Source organism: Stenotrophomonas sp. 220_Sma (genome assembly GCF_056487375.1).
The window spans coordinates 320,928-347,287 of the sequence record NZ_CM151348.1 but is presented as its reverse complement, the minus strand read 5'-3'; the positions used below and the strand labels follow the sequence as shown (position 1 = coordinate 347,287).

Below are 26,360 nucleotides of genomic sequence, written 5' to 3'. Positions count from 1 at the left end.
GTTCGCCGCATCGACGTAGCTGTCCAGCCCGTTTACAGTCGTTCAGCCTTGTGTTCTGGGGCTACCTATCGAGATCTCCAACTCTCGCTTGGCGCACAACAGTCAGCCTCCACGCCGGTATCTGCGCTAAAATGGGCGATTCCGCCGCTCATTCTCACAGCAGGCCTTGTGAAAAATCTCCTCCGCGCCCTGATCAGCCAAGGCATCGAAGCCTTGCGCGCCAATGGCACCCTGCCCGCCGACTCCCTGCCGCCGGACTTCGTGGTCGAGCGCCCGAAGACCCGTGACCACGGCGACTTCGCCACCAATGCCGCGATGCTGCTGGCCAAGGCCGCGCGCAGCAATCCGCGCGCACTGGCACAGGCGCTGGTCGAGGCACTGCCGCGCAGCGAGGACGTCAGCAAGGTCGAGATCGCCGGCCCCGGCTTCATCAATTTCCACCTGGCGCCGGCCGCGTACCAGCGTGAAGCCGCGTCGGTCATCAAGGAAGCCCACGACTACGGCCGCAACCTGTCCGGCAATGGCCGCACGGTGGGCGTGGAGTACGTGTCGGCCAACCCGACCGGCCCGCTGCATGTCGGCCATGGCCGCGCGGCGGCGATCGGCGACTGCGTGGCGCGTGTGCTCGACGCCAACGGTTGGAACGCCAAGCGTGAGTTCTACTACAACGACGCCGGCGTGCAGATCGAGAACCTGGCGCTGTCCACCCAGGCGCGGATCAAGGGCATCGCGCCGGACCAGGATGGCTGGCCGGAGGGTGGCTACCGCGGTGAATACATCGCCGACGTCGCCCGCGCCTACATGGCCGGCGCCAGCGTCGATCTGGAAGGCAGCACCGTGGTCGGTGCCAAGGACCCGGACGACATGCAGGCGATCCGCCGCTTCGCCGTGGCCTACCTGCGCAACGAGCAGAATCTGGACCTGGCCGCGTTCGGCGTCGACTTCGACATCTATTTCCTGGAAAGCTCGCTGTACGCCGACGGCAAAGTCGCCGAAGCGGTCGCCAAGCTGCAGGCCTCGGGCCACACCTATGAGGAAGGCGGCGCGCTGTGGCTGCGCAGCACCGACTTCGGTGACGACAAGGACCGCGTGATGCGCAAGTCCGACGGCACCTTCACCTACTTCGTACCGGACGTGGCCTACCACCTGTCCAAGTGGCAGCGCGGCTACGAGCGTGCGATCACCGAGCTGGGTGCCGACCATCACGGCTCGCTGGCGCGCGTGCGTGCCGGCCTGCAGGCCATGGAAGTGGGCATCCCGCAGGGCTGGCCGGAATACGTGCTGCACCAGATGGTCACCGTCATGCGTGGCGGCGAGGAAGTGAAGCTGTCCAAGCGTGCCGGCAGCTACTTCACCCTGCGCGACCTGATCGAGGAGGCCGGCCGCGATGCCACCCGCTGGTTCCTGATCGCGCGCAAGCCCGATTCGCAGCTGACCTTCGACATCGACCTGGCCCGCCAGCAGAGCAACGACAACCCGGTGTTCTACGTGCAGTACGCGCACGCCCGCGTCTGCAGCCTGCTGCGCCAGGCACAGGAGAAGGGCCTGGTGTACGAACAGGGCAATGGCCTGGCCAACCTCGGCCGCCTGGCCGACGACGCCTCGCTGCTGCTGATGAACGAGATCTCGCGGTACCCGGAAGTGGTGGAGGCGGCCGGCGTGGCGCTGGAACCGCATCTGGTGGCGCAGTACCTGCGTGAATTGGCGCACGCGTTCCACACGTGGTATCACGGGACGCCGGTGCTGGTGGAAGACGCTGCGGATCGCAACGCCAAGCTGACCCTGGCCTGCGCCGCGCGCCAGGTGCTGGCCAACGGCCTCGAACTCCTGGGCGTCAGCGCCCCGGAAAAAATGTAAGCATCAGGAGACGCAGTACACATGGCAGCACGACGCGGCAAAAACCAGGCACGACGCAACAGCAGCAGCCAGGGCACACCCGGATGGGTGTGGCTGGTCGCTGGCGTGGCGATTGCGGCCGTGGTGTTCCTGGCGGCGCCGAACCTGTTCAAGGGCGAAGGCGATGGCTTCCTGCGCGCCGGTCCGCAGCCGAACCCGAACGCGCAGCCTGCCCCGGTCGCTGATGCCGACAGCGATGTCGGCACCCAGCCGGCCGCGCAGCCGGCCACGCCGAAGCCGGCCGAACCGGAAAAGCCGGCCGCCACCCAGTACGACTTCTACACCCTGCTGCCGGGCAAGGAAGTTGAAATGTCCGACGCCGAGCTGGCTGCCAGCGCGCGTGCTGAAGACCAGCGCCGGGCCAAGGCTGAAGCGCAGCGCGCGCAGGCGGCACTGGAAGGCAAGCCGGTTCCGCCGCCAGCGGCTACCGCGCCCGCACCGACGGCAACCGCCAGCGTGGCCAGCACCGCACCGGTGACCGCCACCAGCCGTCCGCTGCCGGCACCGCTGAGCGAACGACCGGCTGCGGCAACGCCTCCGGCCAGCACGCCGACGGCGTCGACCAGCACCGCCGCCGCCACTCCGGCAGCGCGTGCGGAAACCGCGCCGACCGCGGCTACTACCCCCGCCGCTGCGGCACCGGCTGCCGCCGACAATGCCCGCTACATCCTGCAGGCGGGTGCGTTCGGTGCCTCCGGCGATGCCGAAGCGACCAAGGCCAAGCTGGCGATGATGGGCCTGGCGGCACGCGTCGAATCGGCGCAGATCAACGGCAAGACCGTGTACCGCGTGCGCATGGGACCGTATGGCAGTGCAGGTGAACTGTCTGAAGCCAAGCAGAAGCTGGATGGCACCGGCCTGCAGGCGATGGCGATCAAGGCACAGTGAGTCTGCCGAAGTGAATGAAAAAGCCGGGCACAGCCCGGCTTTCTTTTTGTCTGTGTAGAGTCGAGCTTGCTCGACTGCCGTTCAAAGCAGTCGAGCAAGCTCGACTCTACTAAGGGCGAAGAGCAGTCGAGCATGGCTCGACTCTACAAATGACCGTCAGCCTTCGCGGGCGACCTGGAAACCGGCGAAGGACTGGCTGACCGGCATCAGTTCCAGGCGATTGATGTTCAGGTGCGGCGGCAGGCTGGCCACCCAGAAGATCTGTTCGGCGATGTCTTCAGCGGTCATCGGGTTGGCGCCGGTATAGAGCTTGTCCGACGCCGCCTGGTCGCCATGGGTACGCACCACGGTGAACTCGGTTTCGGCCATACCCGGCTCGATCGTTGTCACGCGCACGCCGGTGCCGTGCAGGTCCGAACGCAGGCCGAGCGAGAACTGGCTGACGAAGGCCTTGGTGCCACCGTAGGCGTTGCCACCCGGGTACGGATAGACGCCGGCCACCGACGAAATGTTGATGATCGCGCCCTTGCGCTCCACCAGCTGCGGCAGCAGGCGGTGGGTCAGCGTCACCAGCGCGGTGATGTTGGTGTCGATCATCGTGGTCCAGTCCGACAGCTTGGCGCTCTGTGCCGGCGCGGTGCCCTGCGCCAGGCCGGCGTTGTTGACCAGCAGATCGATCTCGCCAAAGGCCGGCGGCAGTGCCAGCAGCGCCGCTTCCATCGCCACCGGATCGCGGATGTCGAAGGCGGCGGCATGCACCACGTCCTTGCCGTAGCGCTCGACCAGCGGCTGCAGGCGTTCGCCGCGGCGGCCGGTGGCGATCACCTTCCAGCCCGCCTGGGCGAAGCGGTGGACGGCGGCGGCGCCGAAGCCGGACGTGGCGCCGGTAATCAGGACAGTGCGGGTCATCAGGCAACTCCAGGGGGAAAAACCAGACCCCCATTCTGGCACCGTCGGCCGGGGGTTGCGTTGCCTGATCGGCCAGATCCGGCCCCACCTGCCGGGGTGACCGGTACAATTGGGCCCATGATCAACAACGATGTCCTGCGCAGCGTGCGCTACTCCCTGGACCTGGGCGACCACCACGTGGTGACCCTGTGCCAGATGGCCGACCCGGCCTTCGCCGTGGATCCGGAACAGGTGAAGGCCTGGCTGCGCCGCGAAGACGACGCCGGTTTCGAGCCGATGAGCGACAGCGCGCTGGCGCACTTCCTCGACGGCCTGATCGTGCACCTGCGCGGTCGCGACGAAAGCCAGCCGCAGCGTGCGGTGGAAACCCGCATCGACAACAACCTGGTGCTGAAGAAGCTGCGCGTGGCGTTCCAGCTGCGCGACGTCGATCTGATGGAGATCTTCGCCAGCGCCGGTTTCAACGTCTCCAAGTCGGAAGTGGGCGCCTTGTTCCGCCAGCCCGGGCACACCAACTACCGGCGCTGCCTGGACCAGATGCTGCGCAATTTCCTCAAGGGCCTGAGCCTGCGCCTGCGCGGCTGAGCACGGCTTCGACGAACGCCCGCGCCGCCGGTGTCGGCAGCCGCTGCCAGACCAGGTGCACGCGGCGGGTCGGGGTCGGCTGCAGCGGAATCTGTACCACCCCCTGGAACCCGTCGGCGATCAACGCTGGCACGATGCCAACCGCCAGCCCATGGCGGACGAAGCGCTCGATCAGTTCCATCAGATTGACCTCGAAGCGCACCGTGTGCGGCAGGCCAGCGGCAGCGAAGGCATCGTCGGTCTGCCGCCGCGCACCGGTGCCGCGCGGAAAGTCGACCAGCGCCTCGTCCTGCAGTTCGGTCAATGGCAGCCGCTTGCGGCGGGCCAAGCGGTGCGACGGCGCCAGCACCGCCACCAGGTCTTCTTCCTGCAGCATCTGGTGGCAGACCCCGTCCAGCCCTGCCGACGGCGCCAATCCGACCAGTGCCACGTCCAGCTCTCGCGACTGCACCTGCGCGATCAGGTCCTCGCTCTTGTCGACCCGCAGCTGGAACTCCACCTGCGGGTGCGCCTGCTGGAAGGCCGCCAGCATCGCCACCACATCGATGTCGGTCAGCGAGGAGATCTGCCCGATCGCCAGCAGGCCACGTACCTCGCCAGTGACGGCGGCCACGTCGGCGCGCAGGTGGCGCAGGCTGGCCAGCACCTGGCGTGCATGCACCAGCAGCGCCTCGCCGGCGGCGGTGGCCCGCACCTGGCGCGGCAGGCGCTCGAACAGCGTTGTGCCCAGTTCCTGCTCAAGATGGGCGATCTGGTGACTGAGCGCGGACTGCACCACGTGGCAGCGCTCGGCGGCGCGGGTGAAGTTGCCCTCCTCGGCCAGGGCGACGGCGAACTCGAGCTGCTTGAGATTCACGCAACCATCTCATTTCCAGATGACAGGGATGATGATGATTCATTTCCATCATGACTGCAGCAGGCGGACACTGTGCTCCCCCGCTTCCTGGAATACCGCGTGAGTCCGTCCCTCCCCCCTCTGCACCGCTGGCAGGTGCTGCTGATGTCGGTGGCTACCGGCGTGGCCGTGGCCAGCAACTACTATGCGCAGCCACTGCTGCACACCATTGCCGATGCCTTCGGCGTGCCGTTCGGCCAGGTCGGCATGGTGGTCACTGCCGCACAGCTGAGCTATGCCGCCGGACTGATCCTGCTGGTGCCGCTGGGAGACCTGTTCGAACGCCGCCGCCTGATCGTGGTGATGAGCCTGCTGTCGGCAGGCGGGCTGGTGATCAGTGCCTGTGCACCATCGCTGGCCTGGTTGCTGGTCGGCACCGCGATCACCGGCCTGTTCTCGGTGGTGGCGCAGGTACTGGTGCCGTTTGCGGCCACGCTGGCCGCGCCGGAACATCGTGGCCGCGTGGTCGGCACATTGATGAGTGGCCTGCTGCTGGGCATCCTGCTGGCGCGCACCGTGGCCGGCCTGCTTTCCAGCCTGGGCGACTGGCGCCTGGTGTATGCGATCGCTGCCGGCACCCTGGTGCTGACCGCACTGGCATTGCAGCGCGGCCTGCCGCGATTCCACCACAGCGCCGGCCTCGGTTATTTCGCATTGCTGCGCTCGATCGGCGTGCTGTTCGTGCAGGAGCCGGTGCTGCGCCAGCGCACCCTGCTGGGCGCCTGCAGCTTCGCCATGTTCGCGATCTTCTGGACGCCGCTGGCGTTCCTGCTGGCACAACCGCCCTACGCCTACAGCGATGCCACCATCGGCCTGTTCGGGCTGGTCGGCGCCGCCGGTACGCTGGCGGCCGGCCTGGCCGGGCGCATGTCCGATCGTGGCCAGACCGGACGTGCCACTGCCATCGCACTGATGCTGTTGCTGCTCTCGTGGCTGCCGTTGGGGCTGTCGGCACACTCGCTGCTGGCGCTGCTGGTCGGCGTGGTGGTGCTGGACCTGGCCGCGCAGCTGCTGCACGTCAGTAACCAGAACCTGATCTATGCACTGCAACCGGCAGCGCGCAACCGCCTCAATGCCGGCTACATGACCGGCTACTTCATCGGCGGTTCGCTGGGTTCGCTGCTGTCGGCGCAGGTCTACCAGCGCTTCGGCTGGACCGGCGTCTGCGTGGCCGGTGCTGCGGTGGCCATGCTGGCCCTGCTGCTGTGGCTGCCCGGCGCGCTGCGCGCGCGCCAGGCTTCGGTGACTGACTAGAAGCTGCCCTGCAGCGCCAGCTCCCAGCGTCCGCCGGCATTGCCCGGAAACAGCCGCTTCGCTGCGTTGTCGGTGTCATGCACGGTGGCGCGCAGTTCCCATGCCGGGGTCAGCGAGGCGATGGCACTGAGCTGGCCATGCAGGTAATCAGGCCCCTGTGCGGTGGCCAGCCAGTACTGGCCCACCGCCGCTTCGAGGCGGAACCGATCGTGCAGCGGCACCCGCACACCCAGCTGGGCGTAGGTGCCGCGATGGCCGCCCGCCAGCGCGTCGTTGGAATGCGCCAGCTGCAGCCAGGCGCGCTGCTTCCAGGTCACGGTGGTATTGAGCTCGGTCCAGTCCAGCGCGCGGCCGGTGCCCGGGTACACGTAGCGGGTCAGGTTGGCATCCAATGCCCAGTCCGGTGCCAGTGCACCACTCCAACCGGCCACCAGGTCAAACTCGCTGCGCGCGCCGTTGTCCGGCTTGAACGATACGTTGGACCCCCACACGCTGGCGTACCAGCCCGATGGGATCGAGACCTTCGCGCCGGCCTGCACCGCCGGGTCGCCGTCGCTCTGCGAGCTGCCGCGCCACACGTAATCGCTGGTCAATGCGGCACTGCCACTCACCTGCACCTGCGCCTGGGCGGTGCCGATGCCGAGCAGCCCTGCCAGGGCGGCCACCACTGCCGCCATCATCCCCTTGCTGTTCACTGCACTGTGTTCCTCGTCGAAGGCGGTCACGCCGCCGGGACCGCAGTGTCGAGGCGGTGGCCGTAACGGATCGAGGGTGCTGCCGGGCCCGTGGCGCAAATTCGGCGTAAATCCCGCGGACCGGGGCCACATGCCAGCAGCGCGGTATCATGGCGCCCTGTTTCCAGGAACCAACCGCGTGGACGCCATCCTGACTCCGGTATCGATCGGCGAGCTGATCGACAAGATCACCATTCTCGAGATCAAGGCCGAGCGCATCGACGATGCCGCCAAGCTGAGCAACGTGCGCACCGAGCTGGACGGCCTGCTGCCGTTGCTGCAGCTGCAGCTGCAGGCTCAGCCGGCGCTGGCCGTGCTGAAGCAGCAGCTGAAGGCGATCAACGAGCGCATGTGGGACATCCAGGACCAGCTGCGCGACAAGGAAGCGGCCCAGGTGTTCGACGATGCCTTCATCCAGTTGGCGCGTGGTGTCTATGGCACCAATGGCGAGCGCGTGCAGGTGAAGAACGAGATCAACCGCGTGGCCGGTTCGGCCCTGGTGGAAGAAAAGCAGTACCAGGGCGAGTAACGCCACCTCAATCAGCGTCGATCAGATGGCGGAAGCGGAACAGCTCGCCATCGTTGCGGATGCCCAGCTTGCGGTACGCCGCTCGCTTCTGCGTGCTGATGGTGCTGGCTGCACGCCCACTGCGGCGTGCCATCTCGCCGGTGCTGCAACCACGCAGCACCCACTGCAGGACGGTGCGCTCGCGGGTACTCAACCGTGGTGAACGCATGGACTGCTGGCGCTGCCGACGGGACTGGTTCAACTGTGCACGCAGCTCCGGCGGCACGAAGCGCCCGCCACGGGCAACCACGCTCACTGCCCGCAGCAGCATCTGCGGCGCGCAGGCCTTGGACAGGAATCCGCGCGCACCGGCCTGCAGGGCCAAGGACACGACACCCGCGTTGCAGTGCGCGGACAGCACCAGGATCGGCACTGCCGGCCAATGGCGTGATAGGTGCCGCAGCAGTTCCAGGCCTTCGCCGCTGTCACCGATCGGCAAGGCGTCGACCAGCAGCAGATCGATCGCGGCCGCCTGCTGCTGCAGGCGCTGCAGCAGATCACCGCTGCGGCCGTAGCTTCCATCGACCTGCAGGCCCGCCTGCCGGGCCAGGACTTCCTGCACGCCATGCCGCAACAGCGGGTGTGGATCCAGCAGCAAGAGGCGGCAGGGAGAATCGCGGGGCGACGGAAACGTGGGCATCGTTGCATTCCTGCAGAACAGGCCACTCACCCTAGGGCGCAGCCGACGCCTGCGGAATCCAATTCGTTGCAATGCCGCCCTTCCGCCGCGACACGGTCAGGTAGCGTTTGCCCAGCCGGAAACGCAACAGGCCCGGCATGGGCCGGGCCTGTCGAGGCATCTTCGGCGCGCAGGCGCGCCGAGGAAGCAATTACCAGCTGAAGCGCGGGCCGACGGTGTATTCCTTGTCGCCGTCGCGGTTCATCTTCAGCTCGCCGTTCAGGCCCCAGTTCTGGTTCAGCTTGACCTGACCACCCAGGCGGCCGTACCACTGGCCTTCCGGATTGATGCCGTGCTTCTTCGAGAAATCTTCGTAGCCGACCATGCCGTAGACTTCGGCGTGGGCACCGAAGGCGGTGCGGATACCGGCTTCAGCGCTGTAGCCATTGAAGTCCAGGCCGTGCTTCTGGTCGCGCTTCTGGTAAGCAACGCGGGCAACGAAGTCGGTGGTCGGGGCGATTTCAACGTTGTAGCCGGCGCCGATCTTCCACTGGTCCAGCTTGATGTTGGTGTGGTCGATTTCCTGGCGGCTGTACTCACCGAAAGCGTGGAAGTTCGGCAGGAAGCCGTACGAACCCTTCACGCCCCAGCCGTCGGCCTTGAACGCGTCGATGTCGGTCTTGGCGTAGTCGGCTTCGGCGTAGTTGTACGACAGGTTCTCAGCAGCCGAGGCGGTGAACGGCAGGGCAGCGGCCAGGGCCAGAGCAATCAGCGAATTCTTCATGGGGGTACACCTTTACTTTCTTATGGTGTGCAGCAGCGCCAGGGCGCCATCGCATCGGGAATGTAAATTCTCCGTTATTCGCCACAACGCTCCCTGAAAACAGCGGTCTTCGCATTGCTGAATTTTTTGCCTTGATTCAGGCTGTCTCTGGCATACGCGCGCGGCGCGCGTGCATTTGTGATTCGTCGTCGATTGCAACAGGAGGTTGCCTTGTACGTTTCCGATCCGCCGCTGATGCCTGTTCGCGCCGCGCTCCTGGCATGCGCGGCCCTGTTTCCGATCCACGCTGCGCACGCACTGCAGGCCGCTGACTACCAGCGCGCCGAACGCGTGCATGACAGTCACCTTCGCGGTGCGCTGCGCAATGCTTCGGTGCTGCCCCACTGGCTGGCCGATGGGCGCTTCTGGTACGAACGCGAAACCACGCAGGGCCGGCGCCAGGCGGTACTGGTCGATCCAGTCCAGGCCACACGCCAGATCCTGTTCGAACCCGATGCGCTGGACGCTGCGGTTGCACCTCTCGGCGCCAGCGGACCACGCCTGCGCTTGAACAACGTGCAGGTACTGGATGGAGGCCTGCGCCTGCAGTTCAACGGCGAGGCGGCGATCAGCTGTCAATGGCCACGCCTGCAGTGCGTGCCTTCGCAGGATGCAGCGCCAGCGGCCGATGCACTGCCATCGCCCGGCGGTGATGCCTGGCTGCAGGTACGCGATCACAACCTGTGGCTGCAGTCGCCCGGAATGGCAGCACGAGCGCTGACCAGCGACGGTGAACCCAATCATGGCTTTGGCGTGCTGCCGGACTTCACCCTGCGCGGCATTCCACGCCGCCAGGGCCGGATGCCGACGCGGCCGTTCGCGGTCGGCTGGTCACCGGATGGCCGCTACGTGGCCGGCATCCGCTACGACGAACGCGCGCTGCAGGACTACCCCTATCTGGAAAGCAGCCCGGCCAACAGCGCGCGGCCGCGCGTGCATACGGTGAAGCTGGGGCTGCTGGGTGACACCCGGCAGGTGCGCGACAGCCTGTATGTGGTCGACACCCGCAACGGCCAGCAGCATGACATCGCCTTGCCGGAAGGCTGGAACACCCTCAGCGAAGCCGGCGTACTCGGCTGGGACGGCGACCGGTTGTATGCCGTGATCGCGCACTTCGGCGCACCGCGCAGGCTGCGCCTGGTGGAGATCGATGCCAACAGCGGCGCGTTGCGCACGGTTCTGGAAGAGGCCAGCGACACCCGCCTGCAGCTCAACGTGTATTCCTACAACCGGCCAGCGGTGGCCATCCTGCCCGGCCAGGACACGGCGGTGTGGTTCTCGCAGCGCGATGGCTGGGGCCATCTGTACCGGGTCCGCCTGTCCGACGGCAAGGTGCTGCGCCAGCTCACCCGCGGCCAATGGGCGGTGCGCGACCTGCTGGGCGTGGACGCTGCGGGTGGCTGGGCGTACTTCAGCGCCGGCGGCGTCGACGGTGGCGACCCCTACGTACGCGGCCTGTACCGGGTATCGCTGCAGGGGGGACCGGTCCAGCGCCTGGCCGCCGATGGCAACGACCATCTGGCCGATGCCGGCACCGGCGCGTTGTTCGGCGGGCGCGCCCCCCAGGCGCTGTCGCCTGGCGGTGGCTATCTGGTGGATACCGTTTCCCGTCTCGACCAGCCACCACGCACCGTGCTGCGGGCCAGCGATGACGGCCGTGAAGTGATGGTGCTGGAAACAGCGGATGACGGCGCGATCATTGCTGCCGGCTGGCGCGCCCCCACGGCGCGAGCGGCTGCTGGCCGCCGATGGGCGAACGCCGATCTTCGCCACCGTCTACCTGCCCCGCGACTATCGCGATGACGGCCGCTTTCCGGTGATCGACGCGATGTACGGTGGCTCCTTCGTCAGCAATGCGCCGGTGACCTACGCCGAGGCGGTGTCCGCCTTGAATCCGGTGTCACGCGCCAGCCTGACCGAACTGGGCTTCGTGGTGGTCAGCATCGACGCGCGCGGCACCGGTGGCCGCGACAAGGCGTTCCATGACAGCAGCTTCCTGCACGGGGCAGATGTGCAGCTGGATGACCATGTGGCTGCGCTGCGCCAGCTGGGCGAACGCTACCGGGGCATCGACCTGCAGCGGGTCGGCATCTACGGGCATTCGTTCGGTGGTTACAGTGCAGCGCGCGCCCTGCTGCGCTATCCGGCGTTCTACAAGGTGGGCGTGGCCTCGGCCGGCAGCCACAATTTCCAGGGCATGTACGGCGGTGCATTGCACGGCATGGACCGGCTGTTCGGTGGCGTGCTGCCGCCAACACCCCTGGCCGATGGCGTGCCGGCGCCCTTTGCCGGACTCGACAATGCAGCGTTGGCCGGCAACCTGCGTGGGCATCTGATGCTGGTCTATGGCGAACTGGACGAGAACGCGCCGCCGGCGCTGACCCTGCAGCTGGCCGCCGCCCTGAACAAGGCCCAGCGCAGCTACGACCTGCTGTACCTGGCCCGGCAGGACCACGAACTGTTCCGCAACGACGCCACCTACACGCACCGCATGTGGGACTACTTCGTGCGCCACCTGGCCGGCCAGCAGCCACCGGAGACGGTGCTGGCGCCGCTGCCCGGCGGCCCCGGCTGAACAGGCGCACACAGGATGTCGATCTGCGCCGCTCTGGTTCGTCGGGTACTTGAAGGCCGTGCATGCGGCGCGGTCCATCCGGAGGCAGGCAATGAGCTACATCGATGGTTTCGTACTGGCGGTGCCCACCGCCAACAAGGAGAAGTTCCTCGCCCATGCACGTGCGGGCAACCCGATCTTCGTCGAGTTCGGCGCGCTGCGCGTGGTCGAGTGCTGGGGCGATGATGTACCGCACGGCAAGACCACCGACTTCTTCGGCGCGGTGAAAGCCACGGCAGACGAGACGGTGGTCTTCTCGTGGATCGAATGGCCGGACAAGCCGACCCGCGACGCCGGCATGAAGAAGATGATGGAGGACCCGCGGATGGATCCGGCGAAGAACCCGATGCCGTTCGACGGTGCGCGGATGATCTACGGCGGCTTCGTACCGATCTACGAACTTACGCGCTGAATCCGGAGCGCGTGCTCAGCGCGCGTCCACTTCATCGCTGGCAGAGGCATGGCCGGCGCCCAGTGCGGCGCCGGCGCCGAGGCCCACGCCCCCCATGCCGGCGCCCATCCCGCCCCCGCCACCACCGCCGCCTCCAGTGCGGCCAACCTTGGCGTCACCCTCGGCGCGGCCCTTGCCACTGGCACCGCCCGGGCGGGTCGGCCCCTGCGGCGGTATCTGCAGGTCGGTCGGAATCGGCGCCAGATCCAGCGCTTCGCGCACGAAGTCGCGCAGCGAGACCACCAGTTCGTGGAGGTGCACCGGCCGCCCCTGTGCCAGTTCGTTGGCCGCACGCGCGGCCAGCCGCACCTGCTCGTCGGTGCCCAGCAACAGGATGTCCGACAGTGCCGCTTCAACCGCATCGCGGATGCGGCGCGCGCGATCCGAGCGGGGTTCGGCGATGCCTTCGGCATTTTCGCGCTGGCGCAGGTCGCGGCGATGGCTGGGATCCACACCCAGTTCGCCAGTGAACGACCCGCCCAGGGTCTTGTAGGCCGCCATCAGCGTGCGTAGCCGTTCGTTGATCTGCCGGTTCTCGCGTTCGCGGCGCTGTTGCAGGGTCTGCATCACCAGCAGGCGGATGCCCACGCCCAGCAGGGTGATCAGGACCAGGCCGGCCAACGTGGACAGCACGCCCTGCCAGGAACTGAAGTCGATACCACGCATGCCCGGGGCTCCTGCAGGAAGAACCTGCATCTTGCCCCAGACCGTGCCCCAGAAACGCGAAAGGCCCCACCACCCGTTGGGTGGCAGGGCCTTCGGTCACGGCGCGATTACTTGCGCTTGGCGACCTTGCGCACGGCCTTCTTGGCCGGAGCCTTCTTGGCGGCGACCTTCTTCAGCGGCGCAGCCTTCTTGGCGACCGTCTTGCGGGTGGCGGCAACCTTCTTGCCCACCGCCTTCTTGGCAACGGCGGTCTTCTTGCCGACAACCTTCTTGGCAGCAGCGGTCTTCTTGCCGACGGCCTTCTTGGCGACAGCAGCCTTCTTGCCGACAACCTTCTTGGCGGCCGCGGTCTTCCTGGTGGCGACCTTCTTGGTAGCGGCAACCTTCTTGCCGACAACCTTCTTCGCAGCCACGGCCTTCTTGCCAGCGACCTTCTTGGCGGCGACGGTCTTCTTGGCCACGGCCTTCTTGGCGGTGGCGACCTTCTTGCCGACAACCTTCTTGGCGGCCGCGGTCTTCTTGGCAACGGTCTTCTTCGCGACGGCGGCCTTCTTGGTGGCAGCCTTCTTCACGGTAGCGACCTTCTTGCCAGCAGCCTTGGTGGCAGCCTTGGTGGTCTTCTTGGCAGCGGCGGCCTTCTTGGTCACGGCCTTGCCTGCAGCCGCCTTCTTCTTGGCCACTTCCTTCTTCAGGGCAGCGGCTTCGGCCTTGGCGTTCTTCTTGGCGGCTTCCAGCTTCTTCTTGGCGTTGGCAACAGTCTTGCCGACCGACTTGGCAGCCTTCTCGGCCTTCTTGGCAACGGTCTTCTCGACCTTGGCCACGGCCTTCTTGGCCTTGGCAACGCGGGTGCCCGCAGCCTTGGTGGCGCGCTTGACGGTCTTCTTGACCGACTTCACTGCGTCTTCGGCAGCGTGGGCGATGGTCTCGCCAACGTTGGTGGCGGTTTCTTTGACGTTCTCGACGGCGTCGGTCACGACCGACACACCATTACCGTTGCTCATGTTGCCCTCCTGCGGGCCTTAAGTATCAAAACGGGGCGATGCTATACCGACATTGACGATCGTGGAACGGGGCGTGCGCCCGCAATCGCATCTGCTGCGACGGCAATGGTGTAGCCCAGCACCCTCTCGAGCACAGTGGGTTGACAGGAAACCCCTTTTTTTTCAGTGCTGCGCCGCACGGTGCGGGTAGCGGCAGGTGCTGCCTGCGCGCACCTGCCCGAGTGCTGCGAAAGGCATGCGATATGGCGCATCGCGGCACCAGGATGCGCAGAACTGCGCAAGTATCGGCCTGTATCCACACGCGCTTCGGCAGACGTCGGCACGTTGCGAAGCACGCCCGACGTTGTCGCCACCGCCCCACAGATGGCGACGCCGACCCGCGTTCCGGGCGCCCGGTTTTCATGGCGCATTTATCCAGATCGCGACACACTCATTCAGCTTGTTTTACCGTAGGGCCGAACCGCCCCCACCCACGCCAGCGAACCGACTCCCATGCGACCGCTTCCCACCCTGCTCACGCTCGCAATCGCCGCCGCCTTCGGTGGCTTCGTTGCCACCGGCATCAATGCCCACCTGGACAACCGCGCCGACGCCGCGCCGCTGCCTGCGGTACTGCCGACCACGGCGGCATTGCCGGCCTCGGTGGCCGGACAGGCGGTGCCGTCGCTGGCACCGATGCTGGAGAAGGCGATGCCGGCCGTGGTCAGCGTCAACACCAAGCAGGTGGTGCGCGTGCGCAACCCCTTCTTCAACGACCCGTTCTTCCGCCGCCTGTTCCCGGACATCCCGCAGGAACGCATCAACGAATCGCTGGGCTCGGGCGTGATCATCGACGCCAAGGAGGGCCTGGTGCTGACCAACCACCACGTCATCGACAACGCCGATGACGTGCAGGTGACACTGGCCGACGGGCGCACGGTCAAGGCCGAGTTCCTCGGTTCGGACCGCGATACCGACATCGCGCTGATCCGCATCCCGGCGCAGAACCTGACCGACATCAAGCTCGGCAACAGCGACCAGCTTCGGGTCGGTGACTTCGTGGTGGCCATCGGCAACCCGTTCGGCTTCAGCCAGACGGTCACCTCCGGCATCGTCTCGGCGGTGGGCCGCAGCGGCATCCGCGGGCTGGGCTACCAGAACTTCATCCAGACCGATGCGTCGATCAACCCGGGCAACTCCGGTGGCGCGCTGGTCGACCTGCAGGGCCAGCTGGTCGGCATCAATACCGCCAGCTTCAACCCGCAGGGCAGCATGGCCGGCAACATCGGCCTGGGCCTGGCGATCCCCTCCAACCTGGCGCGCAGCGTGGTCGACCAGCTGGTCAAGCACGGCGTAGTGGTGCGCGGCACGCTGGGCGTGGAGAGCCAGAACCTGACCGCGCAGATCGCGCAGGGCCTGGGCCTGGGCGAAAGCCGTGGCGCACTGATCACCCGCGTGCTGGCCGGTTCGGCCGCTGCGACCGCCGGCCTGAAGCCGGGCGACGTGGTGGTCTCGGCCAACGGCCAGCGCGTGGACAGCGCCGAAGCCCTGCACAACGTGGAAGGCCTGGCGGCGGTCGGCAGCACGCTGACGCTGGACGTGCGCCGCGAGGGCAAGCCGCTGCAGATCAAGGCAACCTTGAAGGAACAGGCGCGCGCGGTCACCGGCGAGAGCCTGGACCCGCGCCTGACCGGGGCCACCTTCGTCGACCTGCCCGAGTCGCTGCGCCAGTCCGGTGTCGGTGGCGTGCTGGTCAGCGAGGTCAAGCGCGGCAGCCGCGCGGCCACCAACGGCCTGCAGCAGGGCGACATCATCACCGATGCCACCGTGGGCGAATTCGCCGACCTGGCCAGCTGGCGCGCCAACTTCCAGCAGCGCCCGCCGACCCTGGTGATACGCGTGCTGCGCAACAATGGCCAGCAGCAGGGCCAGCTCGTGATGCGCTGATCGCCCTGCCGTAACACCCCCTATACCCCGGCAATGCTATTGCTGTCAGTCCAGGTCGGCACCGCCGACTCCCGTTCCCCCATCGCAACAGGAGTGATTCGATGAGCCCCACCAATACCGAGAACCTGAAGGAACACCTGGGTGAAGCCGGTTCCCACCTGAAGCAGGCCGCGTCGGCCGCCGGCGGTGCGATCAAGGGTGCAACCGGCGCAGCCGGCGACGAACTGCGCATCGGCAAGGCCAACGTCAAGGCTGAACTGTCCGACAGCGCGCTGTCCGGCCTGGCCGCCGCCGAGTTTGGTGGTGCAGCCGCCAAGGAACAGGTCGACGCGCTGATGGACAAGGGCAAGGACCTGATCGACAGCGCCGCTGAGCTGATCCGTGAACGTCCGCTGGCCTCGTTCGGTGTCGCCTTCGCTGCCGGCTGGATCATCGCCAAGCTGGCCCGCGGCAGCAGCGACAAGTAAGCCGCGGCGTGAGCGAAGACAACGCGCAAGCGCCTGATCCGGCGGCTACCCCGCCGCTGGATGAGAGCATCCGCCAGGTCGGCGCGGCCGGTCGTGCCGCTGCCGATTCTGCCAAGCACACGCTGCGCTCGCTGCGCCGGTTGGCCTCGGCCGACTTCGCGCTGGCGCGTAGTGCATTCGGTCGCGCGCTGGCCTGGGCCGGCGTGGCGATCGTGTTCGGTGCCTCGGCCTGGCTGCTGATGGCCGCCACCCTCATCGCCCTGCTGCAGAGCTGGGGCCTGAGCTGGCTGCAGGCGCTGCTGATCACCTCGCTGCTGAGCCTGGCCGTCACCGGTTATGCGATCTGGCGGGTGTCCTACTTCTTCCACCACACCGGCATGCACGCTACCCGGCGCCAGCTGTCACGCCTGGGCCTGTTCGACGAACCCAGCGAAGAGGATCCCGATGCCGAGGTGCAGCTGCCCGAGGGCAAGCCATGAAGTTCGGCGCGCTGCAACGGCGGGTGAAACGCTGCGAACAGGTGGTGACCGTGCGCCTGGGCGAAACCCAGGACCACTGGTCCACGCTCAGCGACGTCTGGCGAAAGGGCTGGTCGCCGCTGCGTATCGTGGTGGTCGGCCTGGCCGGTGGCTTCATCGCCGGCAAGCTGGAAGTGCCGGGCAAGGTCAACGGTGCCCGCTGGCTGCAGATGGTGGGTTCGGTCTCGAACCTGTTCGCCAGTGCACAGGCGGCGTTCGCCACGGCGATGGCGGCGCAGGCCGCAGCCACTGCCGACGACGCGGCTGAGGAAGCCGACGAAGCCAGCGAACAGGCACAGGCGGCGGCCTCCGCTGCCGAGCCACGGCCGGCACCGGCTCCACGCTCCGTGCCGGAGCCAGAGCCGGACCCGCGCGGACCGCATCCGGCCGAAGCGGCCACCGAGCTGTCCGAACGTTGATCCATGGAATCCGCCGCGCCGATCGCGGCCGGCGGATAATGCGCTCCCCTTCCCGGTTGGTGCGTCGATGAGCGAGTCCCTCCTGTCCCCGTCACCGGCCGGCCCCGAACAGCCCGACGCCCCGTTGCCGCCACCGTCGCGTCCACGCGGACCGATGTCGCTGGTGGTGCTGGCGACCCTGGCGGTGGGCTACACGCTGTGGGCGGCACAGGACATCATCCTGCCGGTGCTGCTGGCGATGTTCTTCGCACTGGTCGGCAATCCGATCCTGCGCCTGCTGCAGAAGCTGTGGATTCCGCGTGCGCTGGGCGCTCTGCTGATCCTCGGCGCGGGCCTGGGCGTGACCGGTTCGCTGGCGGTGCAGTTGATCGGCCCGGCAATGGAATGGGCACAGGAAGCACCGCAGCAGCTGCGCAAGATCGCCCGCCAGGTGCAGGGCCTGACCAAGCCGGTGCAGCAGGCCAACCAGGCCGCGGAGAACTTCGCCCGCGTGGCCGGTGGCGACAGCAACCGCAAGGTGCAGGTGATCCGTGCCCAGCTCGATGACCCGTACCGCATGTTGACCCGTGCGCCGCGGCTGGCCGCCTCGGTGCTGGCGGTGGTGCTGCTGACCCTGTTCTTCATGATCTACGGGCAGAACCTGCAACGCGCGGCGATCGCCCTGTTCCCGAACCGTCAGCAGCAGCGCTTCACCAGTGACATCCTGCGTTCGATCGAGCGCGAGGTGTCGCGCTATGTGCTGACCATCAGCGTGATCAACACCCTGGTCGGGCTGGTGTTCGCCGGCGTACTGATGCTGCTCGGCATCGGCCTGCAGGAAGCGTTGCTGTGGGGCACGGTGGCCGCACTGCTGAATTTCGCTCCGTATGTGGGTCCGTTGATCGGCGTGGCGCTGATGCTGCTGATGGGCTTCGTGGAATTCCGCGACCCGCTGCAGGCCCTGCTGCCAGCCGCCGCCTACCTGGGCCTGCACACCCTGGAAGGGCAGATGGTGACCCCGATCGTGCTGGGCCGTCGCATGAAACTGTCGCCACTGGTGCTGATCCTTGCGCTGATGGTGTTCGGCTGGGCCTGGGGCATGATCGGGCTGCTGCTGGCGGTGCCGCTGCTGGTCTGCATCAAGCTGGTGCTGGCGCGGTTGGACGGGATGCAGGGCTGGGCGCGTCTGCTGGAATGAAAGCCCGCGCGGGCAGGGGTAGAATGGCGGGGTGAATTTCCCCGTCCAAGCCATCACCCTCGACCTTGACGACACGCTGTGGCCGTTCGCTCCGATCGGCGCCCGCATCGACCTGGTCCTGCACGAGTGGATGCGTGAACACAGCCCCGCCACGGCCGAGATGTATCCGGTGGCGGCGATGCGCGAACTGCGCGAGCGCCTGTACCACGCCCATCCGCACCTCCATCACGACCTGAGCGCACTGCGCCGGCTGACCCTGCACGAAGCGCTGCACACCAGTGGTGCCAGCCTGGATCTGCTGGAGCCGGCGTATGACGTGTTCTTCGCCGCGCGCAACCAGGTCGAGTGCTACCCCGATGCGATCGACGCACTGGCGCGGATTGCCGCGCGGGTGCCGGTGGCGGCGCTGAGCAACGGCAATGCCGATCTGGAGCGGATCGGTCTGGCCCATCATTTCGCCTTCCAGCTGGGCGCGCGCGAACACGGCGCAGCCAAGCCGGAGGCGAGCATCTTCCATGCCGCCTGCACCCGCCTGGGTGTGGCGCCGGCACAGGTACTGCACGTCGGCGACCATGCCGAAATGGACGTGGCCGGGGCGATCGCCGCCGGCCTGCGCGGCTGCTGGATCAACCGCGAAGCAGCCACCTGGACCCATCCGCAGCTGCAGCCGGACCTGCAGTTCGACACCCTCACCGGCCTGGCCGACTGGTTGGATGCCAACCTCGACGCTGCCGCACCCCGGAGTACCTGACGCATGAGCGAGATCACTGGTTTCACTGCCGACACCGCCGCAGCACTGCCGCTGTACGTGCTGGACCGCGAGCAGTTCGCGTCCTGGAAGGACGGCCAGCCGGCCGCCACCCAGGCTTGGCTGGCGTCGCAGGGCTTCACCGCCGGTGCCTTCACCACGGCGTTGCTGCCCGGCGCCGATGGCCTGGCCGGTGCGGTGATCGGCGTGGGTGATCGTGGCGATGCCTACAGCTACTCGCATGCCCCGCACGCGCTGCCGGAAGGCAGCGTGTGGCAGCTGGCCAGCGAACTGCCGGCCGCCGAACAGGCGCTGCTGCAGCTGGGCTGGGGCCTGGGCAGCTACCGCTTCGATCGCTACCGCAAGCGCCACCGTGCACCGGCACGCCTGGTGGCTGAGCCGACCGGCGAAGTGGCCGACCTGATCGCCGCCAGCCTGCGCGTGCGCGACTGGGTCAACACCCCGACCGAAGACATGGGTCCGCAGCAGCTGGAAGACGCCGCGCGCGCGCTGGCCGATGCGCACGGTGCGCAGGTCGAGGCGATCACCGGCGATGAACTGCTGAAGCAGAACTTCCCGGCCATCCATGCCGTCGGCCGCGCCTCGCACCGCGCTCCGCGCCTGGTCGTGCTGCGCTGGGGCAAGGACACCGATCCGGCACTGGTGCTGGTCGGCAAGGGCGTGTGCTTCGATACCGGCGGCCTGGACATCAAACCGGCCGACGGCATGCGCAACATGAAGAAGGACATGGGCGGTGCCGCGCATGCACTGGCCCTGGCCGGCCTGGTGATGGCGCGCAGCCTGCCGGTGCGCCTGACCCTGCTGGTGCCGGCGGTGGAAAACGCGATCGGCCCCGATGCCTTCCGCCCGGGCGAAGTGATCGCCACCCGCAAGGGCCTGAGCGTGGAGATCGACAACACCGACGCCGAAGGCCGCGTGATCCTGTGCGATGCGCTGACCTTCGCCAGCGAGCAGAAACCGGACCTGGTGCTGGACTTCGCCACCCTCACCGGCGCCGCGCGCATCGCGCTGGGCCCGGACCTGCCGGCGCTCTTCAGCAACGACGACAGCGTGGCCCAGCAGTGGCTGCAGGCCGGCGACGCGACCCGCGACCCGGTCTGGCGCATGCCGCTGTGGCGCCCCTACCTGCGTTACCTGAGCAGCGGCATCGCCGACCTGGCCAACGCCGGCTCGCGCATGGCCGGCTCGGTCACCGCCGCGCTGTACCTGGAACGCTTCCTGGAAGACGGCCAGCGCTGGGCACATCTGGACGTGTATGCCTGGAACGACGGCGAACGCCCGGGCCGGCCGGCTGGCGGCGAAGCGCTGGCGCTGCGCTCGGCGTGGGCGATGCTGAAGCAGCGCTACAGCTGATCGGGTGGGTGCCGACCTTGGTCGGCACGCCGTCCCCGGCAAACTTGACGAAAAATTGAATACCGGGCCTGGAAGGGTTCTGCGAGGATGTGTGGGTCGACCACCCACACGCTCCGTGAAGGCAGGACTCCGACCATGTCGCTCTTCCGCTACACCCGCGCTGGCCAGACGCCGGGCGCACCGCGCAAGCATTCCCCCCTGCTCTGGATCGCACTGATCGCACTCATTCTGGGTGCGGTGGCGCTGGCCTTCGCCTGGTTGGCCGGCTGGATTGGCGGCCGCCTGACCGCGCAGCGCTTCACCGACACCATCGAGGCCACCGGCCCGGCCCATCCGGGCTTCCGCCGTGCGCACAGCAAGGGCGTGTGTGTAAGCGGTTGGTTCGAACCCAGTGCGCAGGCCCCCACTCTGTCCAGCGCACGAGTATTCTCGCAGCGCCGCGTGCCGGTGATGGGCCGCCTGTCGATCGGCGGCGGCGACCCGTACGGCGCCGACAACACCGCGCGCGTACGCAGCCTCGCGGTGCAGATGGTCAGCGATGATGGCCAGGAATGGCGCATGGCGATGAACAGCTTCCCGTTCTTCGCCGTGCCCAACGCCGAGGCGTTCTACGCGCAGACGCGCGCCTCCATCCCGGACCCGGCCACCGGCAAGCCCGACCCGCAGAAAATGGCCGCGGTGCTGGCGAAATACCCCAGTGCACAAGCGTTCCAGCAGTGGGCCAAGACCGCGCCGTGGACCAGCAGCTGGGCTGACACCACCTTCAACAGCGTCAACAGCTTCTGGTTCACCAACGCGCAGGGCCAGAAACGCGCGGTGCGCTGGCGCTGGCAGCCGCAGGCGCCGGTGGTCGAGATGGATGCGGAAACCCGCAAGCAGGCCAGCGTCGATTTCCTCAGCCAGGAACTGCAGCAGCGCCTGGCCAGCGGCCCGGTGCGCTGGAACCTGGTCGTGACCACCGCCGAGCCCGGCGATGCCATCGATGATCCGTCGGTGCCGTGGCCCGAATCGCGTGATCAGGTGGTGGCCGGCGTGCTCAGCCTGGACCGCATGCAGTCGCAGGAACAGGGCGCGTGCGGCCAGATCAACTTCGATCCGCTGATCCTGCCCAGTGGCGTGCGTGGCAGTGACGATCCGATCCTGGCGGCCCGCTCCGCCGTGTACTCGCAGTCCTTCAACCGCCGCGAACGCGAGCGCGCCACCGGCAACGTCGAGCAACCGAAGGAGGCCGCACGATGAGCACCGGCAACGGCCACTTCAACCTGCTCGCGCGCGTGCTGCACTGGTCCATGGCGCTGATGATCATCGCCATGCTGTTCATCGGCGTGACCATGGTCGCCTCGCTGCACCTGCGGCCGATGCTGATCGATCTGCATCGCCCGTTGGGCATCGCCATCGGCGTACTGGTGCTGCTGCGCCTGTACAACCGGCTGCGCCATCGCCCACCGCCGCTGCCAGCGGATCTGCCGGTATGGCAGGTGATGGCGGCCAAGGCCTCGCACTGGATGCTGTATGCACTGATGCTGGCGATGCCACTGATCGGCTGGGCGATGCTGTCGGCCGGCGGTTACCCGATCGTGCTGTGGGGCGGCCTGCACCTGCCGCCGATCGTGCCGCACACCCCGGCGCTGTATGCCGCGTTGCGTAACGCGCACAGCCTGCTGGCGTATGTGTTGTTCGCCACGGTGCTGATGCATGTGGGTGCGGCGCTGTTCCACCTGTGGGTGCGGCGTGATGGGGTGTTCCAGGCGATGGCGCGCGGGAAGGATTGAAAGGGTTCGCCGGGTGTTCCCGGCGGATCGTTTCCGCGACCGCGGGGGGTGTCACTTTTCTTTTCGCGCGAAAAGAAAAGTAACCAAAGAAACGCGCCGCCAGAGCGCGAGCCGGTGCTGCGCACCGGTGCCCTGTGCTTCTCGGTGAATCAGGGGACGGCGCCGAACTCGCTGCGCTCAAACACCGGCGCCTCTTCGCCCCTGATTCCCCTGCGATGCTCGGCTCGCTCAAGGCGGACCCAAGGTCAAATGCCACAACTGCACCCAGTAGATCCACGCCATGCGTGGATGCTCTAGCTGTTGATCTTGCCCTTCAAGTCCGCCTTGAGCGAGCCGAGCACCGCAGGTCCGGCGAGGGCGAAGAGGCGCGGGTGTTTGAGCGCAGCGAGTTCCCGCGCCGTCCCTCGACGGACCGAGGAGCGCAGGGCACCGGCGTGCGAAGCGCGCCGGCTCGCGGCCGGCGGAGCGTTTCTTTGGTTACTTTCTTTGCGCGCAAAGAAAGTGACACCTCTCCGCAGGCGCGGAAATGATCCGCTACAACCACCCCTTCTGCCGCGCCAGCCGATACGCCTCGATCCGATTGGCCACGCCCAGCTTGCCGATGCACTCGGACAGGTAATTGCGCACCGTACCGTGCGACAACCCCAGCTGCTCGGCGATCTCGCTGGCGGTGCGGCCCTCGCCCGCCAGCCGCAGCACGCGGCGCTCACGGTCAGTCAGCGGGTCGGCCTGCGACCACGCATCCAGTGCCAGCTGCGGGTCGATCGCGCGGATGCCCTGCTTCACCTTGCGCAGGGCATCGGCCAGGTTCTCGGCCGGTGCGTCCTTCAGCAGGTAGCCCAGCACCCCCGCCTCCAGCGCGCGGCGCAGGAAGCCGGCACGGGCGAAGGTGGTCACGATCACCACCTTGATCGGCAGTTCCTGGCGGGCGATGCGCTGCGCCAGTTCCAGACCGGACAAGCCGGGCATCTCGATGTCGGTGACCAGAATGTCCGGCTGCAGCTGCTGCAGCATCCGCCACGCGGTTTCGCCATCGGCGGCGCTGCCCAGCACTTCGATGTCCGGCTCCAGGCCGAGCAGCGCCGACAACGCACCGCGCACCATCGCCTGGTCTTCGGCCAGCAGGATGCGGATCATGCGGCACCGTCCTGCGCCAACGACGTAGGCGACAGCGGCGTAGTCGCGGCCATCAACGGCACGCGCACCGTCAGCACGGTGCCCGCCCCGCGCGGCGACTGCAGCGTCAACTGGCCACCCAGTGCTGCGGCCCGCTCACGCATGCCGCAAAGTCCATTGCCCTCGGCCTGCACGCCGCCACGGCCGTCATCGCGTATCTGCATCGCCAACTGTCGTTCCTCAAGCATGAAATCCACCTGTACCCGGGTCGCCTGCGCATGGCGCACGATGTTGGTTGCCGCCTCGCGCAGCACCAGCGCCAGGCCACGTTCCACGTCCACCGGCATCGCAGGTGGCGTCGTGTACTGCAGATGTACCTGCTGGCATTCCAGCAGCAGGCGCGCCGATGCCAGCTCGCCAGCAAGGTCGCTGGCGCGGATGCCGGTCACTGCACTGCGCACCTGTGCCAGCGCTTCGCGTGCAATGTCCTCGGCCTCGCCGATCTCCTGCCGTGCACGCGCGTCATCGCGATCGTAGAGCTTGCGTGCCAGCTCCAGCTTCAGCGTGATCAGCGACAGCGTGTGCCCCAGCAGGTCGTGCAGGTCGCGGCCGATACGCTCGCGCTCGGCGGTGGTGGCCAGTCGCCGCACCTCGTCCTGCGACAGCTGCAGGGCAACGTCGCGCTGCTGGCTCAGGGCCTCCACGTTCACCACCAGCCCGACGATGAACGACACCGCCGGCATCCACACCATGGCCTGCCACGGATAGCCGAAGTACAGCGCGGTGCCGCAGAACAGCAGGTTCAGCGCGGTCAGCTGCAGCAGGTACGCCCACCAGCTGCTGCGCCCGCTCATGCGGATCATCACGCAGCCGAACACGAAGTAGCTCAGTCCCGAGGGGTACCAGGGCAGCAGTACCAGCGCCAGCACGATCATGCCCAGCGCATAGCGCCACCCATGGTGCCGTGGCGACAGCATCACCCTGGCATAGAGCAGCAGGAACAACGGATAGCTGAGCAGGGTCAGCAGCAGCCAGCGCAGCGTGAAGCCATTGCCCAGCACCGGGGTGAGGAAGATCCATACCGACCACAGCAGGTGGATCGCTCCGCTCCAGGGCGACTTGCCACGTCGCAGCAGCTCGGCCACCGCCGAATCCGGTGCGGGGCGCAGCAGGGACGCAAGCCAGCTCGACGACACGGGAGAATCCAGGCGGGGACGATCGCTGCCGATCATGCCAGTTCAGCCGATCCGGCGCAGGCGACGGCGCGCCAGCAGCAGCGCGACCACGGTGACCGCCAGCAGCACCAGCAGGTGGCCGGCCACGCTGCCCACCGACGGCAGCCCGACCACCGGCAGCGCCAGCTGCGCCAGATGCCAGGTCGGCCACAGTGGGGCCATCGTCGAGAACAGCGTGGGCAGCACAGACAGCGGCAGCCACAGGCCCGACAACAGGGCCAGCGGCAGGTAGACCAGATTGACCATCGCCGGTGCCGCGCTGGCACTGACATGGCTGCCGATCAGCAGGCCAATCGCCCCCAGCGGCAGCGCCGCCAGGCCCGCCACCGCCAGCAGCTGCACCATCTGCAACGCCTGCAGCTGCACGCCACCGAGCACGCGCGCGACGCCGATCAGCAGCAACGCCACCAGCAGCGCGAACATCACCGCCATCGCCAGCCGTGCCAGCAGCGGTGCCGCCGCCGGCATCGGCAGCGCGCGCTTGAGAGTCAGCAGGCCGCCTTCACGATCCAGCGCCAACTGCACGCCGAAGCCGAACAGGGCCGGGGCCATCGCGCCGAACACGCAGTAGGTGGCCAACAGGTACAACGGCGCATGACCGCGCCCCAGCAGCACGCCGAACAGCAGGTAGAACAGCACCGGGAACAGCAGCGAGGGCACCGCGAACGCCGGCGTGCGCCAGGCGCGGCGCAGTTCGGCCATCAGCTCGGCGCGGTAGGGGCGCAGTACGCGGCGCCATGAGGCTGCTGGCGCGCTGGCGGTACGGACAAGGGTGTTCATGCGGCCTCCCGGGTCATGTCGAGGAAGGCGTCGGCCAGCGCCGCGCCCTGTACTTCCAGTTCGCGCAGCTGCGCATCGGCGGCCAGCAGGCGCGCCACCACCTGCTCGGCCGGGCTCGCCAGCAGCTGCAGGTGCTCGCCGTCGCGCTGCACGTCCTGCACGCCCGGCCACTGCTGTACGTCTTCAGCAGTCAGCACGCTGCGGCAGCGGATGCGGCGTGGCCGGTCGGCCAGGCGCAGCTCGCTCAAGGGTGCATCGGCCAGCACCCGGCCCTGCTCCAGCACCACCACCTGCTGCGCCAGCGCTTCGGCCTCCTCCAGATAATGGGTGGTCAGCAGCACGCCGCAGCCTTCGGCCACCAGCTGCCGGATTGCCTGCCACATCGCCTGCCGCGCCTGGATATCCAGGCCGGTGGTGGGCTCATCCAGGAACAGCACGCGCGGGCGGCCACAAAGGGCGATGGCGAACTGCAAGGCGCGCTGCTGGCCACCGGACAGCTGGCCGTAGCGGCGGCGCGCCAGCGCCTGCAGGCCGGCACGCTGCAGCACCTCCTGCAACGGCATCGGGTCGGGATAGCAGGCGCTGGCCTGCGCCACCAGTTCGTCCACCTGCAGCATCGGCGGCAGGCTGGTGCTCTGCAGCATCACGCCCAGGCCGATACGGCTGGCGCACTGCTGCGGGTCACCGCCAAGCAGTTCGACCTGGCCGGCGTCGGCGCGGCGCAGGCCCAACAGCACGCTGATCGCGGTACTCTTGCCGGCACCGTTGCGGCCCAGCAATGCGAGCACCTGGCCAGCGCGGACCTGCAGGTCGATGCCATGCAGGGCGGTATGGTCTCGGTAGCGCACCTGCACCTGCTGCAGGCGGGCCAGCGACGGGACGATCGGATCCATGGGCGGTACCGGTAGCGGGGACGTTGCCATCC

Annotated in this window: 26 protein-coding genes and 1 pseudogene; 16 read left to right on the top strand and 11 right to left on the bottom strand. The window is 67.8% G+C overall.

Annotated features, from left to right (window positions below):
- Positions 1 to 168: 168 nt before the first annotated feature.
- Together argS and ACZLIB_RS01675 are read left to right on the top strand one after the other, a co-directional pair.
- Positions 169 to 1,857, top strand: coding sequence for an arginine--tRNA ligase (argS, locus tag ACZLIB_RS01680; protein ID WP_012478915.1), 1,689 nt, complete (start codon positions 169 to 171; stop codon positions 1,855 to 1,857).
- Between the two features lie 21 nt (positions 1,858 to 1,878).
- The gene (locus ACZLIB_RS01675; protein ID WP_049399052.1) at positions 1,879 to 2,784 is read left to right on the top strand and encodes an SPOR domain-containing protein; all 906 of its coding nucleotides are present in this window, start codon (positions 1,879 to 1,881) and stop codon (positions 2,782 to 2,784) included.
- A 156-nt stretch (positions 2,785 to 2,940) separates the two neighbouring features.
- On the opposite strand, the gene ACZLIB_RS01670 is transcribed toward ACZLIB_RS01675, so the two are convergent.
- Positions 2,941 to 3,693, bottom strand: a complete 753-nt coding sequence (locus tag ACZLIB_RS01670) for an SDR family NAD(P)-dependent oxidoreductase (protein WP_019337645.1) — start codon at positions 3,691 to 3,693, stop codon at positions 2,941 to 2,943.
- Positions 3,694 to 3,810: 117 nt separating this feature from the next.
- Between ACZLIB_RS01670 and ACZLIB_RS01665 the strand changes: the two genes are divergently transcribed.
- Entirely contained in the window at positions 3,811 to 4,278 is a 468-nt protein-coding gene (locus ACZLIB_RS01665; RefSeq protein ID WP_478468983.1) for a YehS family protein, read from the top strand.
- On the opposite strand, the gene ACZLIB_RS01660 is transcribed toward ACZLIB_RS01665, so the two are convergent.
- Positions 4,247 to 5,134, bottom strand: coding sequence for a LysR family transcriptional regulator (locus ACZLIB_RS01660; RefSeq protein WP_049398095.1), 888 nt, complete (start codon positions 5,132 to 5,134; stop codon positions 4,247 to 4,249). The genes ACZLIB_RS01665 and ACZLIB_RS01660 overlap by 32 nt on opposite strands.
- Positions 5,135 to 5,278: 144 nt before the next feature.
- On the opposite strand from ACZLIB_RS01660, the gene ACZLIB_RS01655 reads away from it, so the two are divergent.
- Positions 5,279 to 6,427 (top strand): MFS transporter, encoded by a 1,149-nt coding sequence (locus tag ACZLIB_RS01655; RefSeq protein ID WP_332838306.1) that lies wholly within the window; start codon positions 5,279 to 5,281, stop codon positions 6,425 to 6,427.
- On the opposite strand, the gene ACZLIB_RS01650 is transcribed toward ACZLIB_RS01655, so the two are convergent.
- Complete coding sequence (locus ACZLIB_RS01650) at positions 6,424 to 7,122, bottom strand: TorF family putative porin (protein ID WP_049398107.1); 699 nt, start codon at positions 7,120 to 7,122, stop codon at positions 6,424 to 6,426. The genes ACZLIB_RS01655 and ACZLIB_RS01650 overlap by 4 nt on opposite strands.
- A 178-nt stretch (positions 7,123 to 7,300) precedes the next feature.
- On the opposite strand from ACZLIB_RS01650, the gene ACZLIB_RS01645 reads away from it, so the two are divergent.
- Entirely contained in the window at positions 7,301 to 7,690 is a 390-nt protein-coding gene (locus tag ACZLIB_RS01645; protein ID WP_032130333.1) for a DUF6165 family protein, read from the top strand.
- A gap of 7 nt (positions 7,691 to 7,697) precedes the next feature.
- Here the strand turns inward: ACZLIB_RS01645 and ACZLIB_RS01640 are convergent, their stop codons facing one another.
- Both ACZLIB_RS01640 and ACZLIB_RS01635 read right to left on the bottom strand, forming a co-directional pair.
- On the bottom strand, positions 7,698 to 8,369 hold the full coding sequence (locus tag ACZLIB_RS01640; protein ID WP_049398097.1) for a response regulator transcription factor: 672 nt from the start codon (positions 8,367 to 8,369) through the stop codon (positions 7,698 to 7,700).
- Positions 8,370 to 8,559: 190 nt separating this feature from the next.
- Positions 8,560 to 9,132 (bottom strand): OmpO family porin, encoded by a 573-nt coding sequence (locus ACZLIB_RS01635; protein WP_032130335.1) that lies wholly within the window; start codon positions 9,130 to 9,132, stop codon positions 8,560 to 8,562.
- A 210-nt stretch (positions 9,133 to 9,342) separates the two neighbouring features.
- Here ACZLIB_RS01635 and ACZLIB_RS01630 point away from each other — a divergent pair.
- Together ACZLIB_RS01630 and ACZLIB_RS01625 are read left to right on the top strand one after the other, a co-directional pair.
- A pseudogene (locus tag ACZLIB_RS01630) lies at positions 9,343 to 11,746 on the top strand (S9 family peptidase).
- A 91-nt stretch (positions 11,747 to 11,837) separates the two neighbouring features.
- Complete coding sequence (locus tag ACZLIB_RS01625; protein WP_004137873.1) at positions 11,838 to 12,197, top strand: DUF1428 domain-containing protein; 360 nt, start codon at positions 11,838 to 11,840, stop codon at positions 12,195 to 12,197.
- Positions 12,198 to 12,212: 15 nt separating this feature from the next.
- Here the strand turns inward: ACZLIB_RS01625 and ACZLIB_RS01620 are convergent, their stop codons facing one another.
- Together ACZLIB_RS01620 and ACZLIB_RS01615 are read right to left on the bottom strand one after the other, a co-directional pair.
- On the bottom strand, positions 12,213 to 12,902 hold the full coding sequence (locus tag ACZLIB_RS01620) for a hypothetical protein (RefSeq protein WP_049398099.1): 690 nt from the start codon (positions 12,900 to 12,902) through the stop codon (positions 12,213 to 12,215).
- A 107-nt stretch (positions 12,903 to 13,009) separates the two neighbouring features.
- Complete coding sequence (locus ACZLIB_RS01615; RefSeq protein WP_049435203.1) at positions 13,010 to 13,903, bottom strand: hypothetical protein; 894 nt, start codon at positions 13,901 to 13,903, stop codon at positions 13,010 to 13,012.
- 492 nt (positions 13,904 to 14,395) lie between these two features.
- Here ACZLIB_RS01615 and ACZLIB_RS01610 point away from each other — a divergent pair, with 492 nt between their 5' ends.
- From ACZLIB_RS01610 to ACZLIB_RS01570, 9 genes are all read left to right on the top strand, one after another.
- On the top strand, positions 14,396 to 15,829 hold the full coding sequence (locus ACZLIB_RS01610) for a Do family serine endopeptidase (protein ID WP_032128157.1): 1,434 nt from the start codon (positions 14,396 to 14,398) through the stop codon (positions 15,827 to 15,829).
- A 101-nt stretch (positions 15,830 to 15,930) separates the two neighbouring features.
- The gene (locus ACZLIB_RS01605) at positions 15,931 to 16,296 is read left to right on the top strand and encodes a hypothetical protein (RefSeq protein WP_032128158.1); all 366 of its coding nucleotides are present in this window, start codon (positions 15,931 to 15,933) and stop codon (positions 16,294 to 16,296) included.
- An 8-nt stretch (positions 16,297 to 16,304) separates the two neighbouring features.
- Positions 16,305 to 16,775: a phage holin family protein gene (locus ACZLIB_RS01600; RefSeq protein WP_478465088.1), complete on the top strand. Its 471-nt coding sequence runs from the start codon at positions 16,305 to 16,307 to the stop codon at positions 16,773 to 16,775.
- Complete coding sequence (locus ACZLIB_RS01595; protein ID WP_293794230.1) at positions 16,772 to 17,233, top strand: protein sip-5; 462 nt, start codon at positions 16,772 to 16,774, stop codon at positions 17,231 to 17,233. Before ACZLIB_RS01600 ends, ACZLIB_RS01595 begins: the two co-directional genes overlap by 4 nt.
- Before the next feature lie 67 nt (positions 17,234 to 17,300).
- Positions 17,301 to 18,410, top strand: a complete 1,110-nt coding sequence (locus tag ACZLIB_RS01590) for an AI-2E family transporter (RefSeq protein ID WP_478468981.1) — start codon at positions 17,301 to 17,303, stop codon at positions 18,408 to 18,410.
- Positions 18,411 to 18,441: 31 nt separating this feature from the next.
- The gene (locus tag ACZLIB_RS01585) at positions 18,442 to 19,161 is read left to right on the top strand and encodes an HAD family hydrolase (protein WP_049398104.1); all 720 of its coding nucleotides are present in this window, start codon (positions 18,442 to 18,444) and stop codon (positions 19,159 to 19,161) included.
- A 3-nt stretch (positions 19,162 to 19,164) separates the two neighbouring features.
- Positions 19,165 to 20,532, top strand: a complete 1,368-nt coding sequence (locus tag ACZLIB_RS01580) for a leucyl aminopeptidase family protein (RefSeq protein ID WP_478468979.1) — start codon at positions 19,165 to 19,167, stop codon at positions 20,530 to 20,532.
- 135 nt (positions 20,533 to 20,667) lie between these two features.
- Positions 20,668 to 21,771 carry a catalase family peroxidase gene (locus ACZLIB_RS01575; RefSeq protein WP_180838488.1) on the top strand — a complete coding sequence of 368 codons (1,104 nt, stop codon included), beginning with the start codon at positions 20,668 to 20,670 and terminating at the stop codon, positions 21,769 to 21,771.
- A complete protein-coding gene (locus ACZLIB_RS01570) occupies positions 21,768 to 22,304 on the top strand; it encodes a cytochrome b (RefSeq protein ID WP_012509795.1) in 537 nt (178 codons plus the stop codon). Before ACZLIB_RS01575 ends, ACZLIB_RS01570 begins: the two co-directional genes overlap by 4 nt.
- Before the next feature lie 534 nt (positions 22,305 to 22,838).
- On the opposite strand, the gene ACZLIB_RS01565 is transcribed toward ACZLIB_RS01570, so the two are convergent.
- Genes ACZLIB_RS01565 through ACZLIB_RS01550 form a run of 4 tightly spaced genes read right to left on the bottom strand, consistent with a single transcriptional unit; the run spans position 22,839 to position 26,328 of the window.
- The gene (locus tag ACZLIB_RS01565; RefSeq protein WP_014035676.1) at positions 22,839 to 23,441 is read right to left on the bottom strand and encodes a response regulator transcription factor; all 603 of its coding nucleotides are present in this window, start codon (positions 23,439 to 23,441) and stop codon (positions 22,839 to 22,841) included.
- A complete protein-coding gene (locus ACZLIB_RS01560) occupies positions 23,438 to 24,652 on the bottom strand; it encodes a sensor histidine kinase (protein ID WP_478468978.1) in 1,215 nt (404 codons plus the stop codon). The genes ACZLIB_RS01565 and ACZLIB_RS01560 overlap by 4 nt, the downstream gene beginning before the upstream one ends.
- Positions 24,653 to 24,658: 6 nt before the next feature.
- Positions 24,659 to 25,435, bottom strand: a complete 777-nt coding sequence (locus ACZLIB_RS01555) for an ABC transporter permease (RefSeq protein WP_478468977.1) — start codon at positions 25,433 to 25,435, stop codon at positions 24,659 to 24,661.
- A complete protein-coding gene (locus tag ACZLIB_RS01550) occupies positions 25,432 to 26,328 on the bottom strand; it encodes an ABC transporter ATP-binding protein (protein WP_478468976.1) in 897 nt (298 codons plus the stop codon). The genes ACZLIB_RS01555 and ACZLIB_RS01550 overlap by 4 nt, the downstream gene beginning before the upstream one ends.
- Positions 26,329 to 26,360 lie beyond the last annotated feature (32 nt).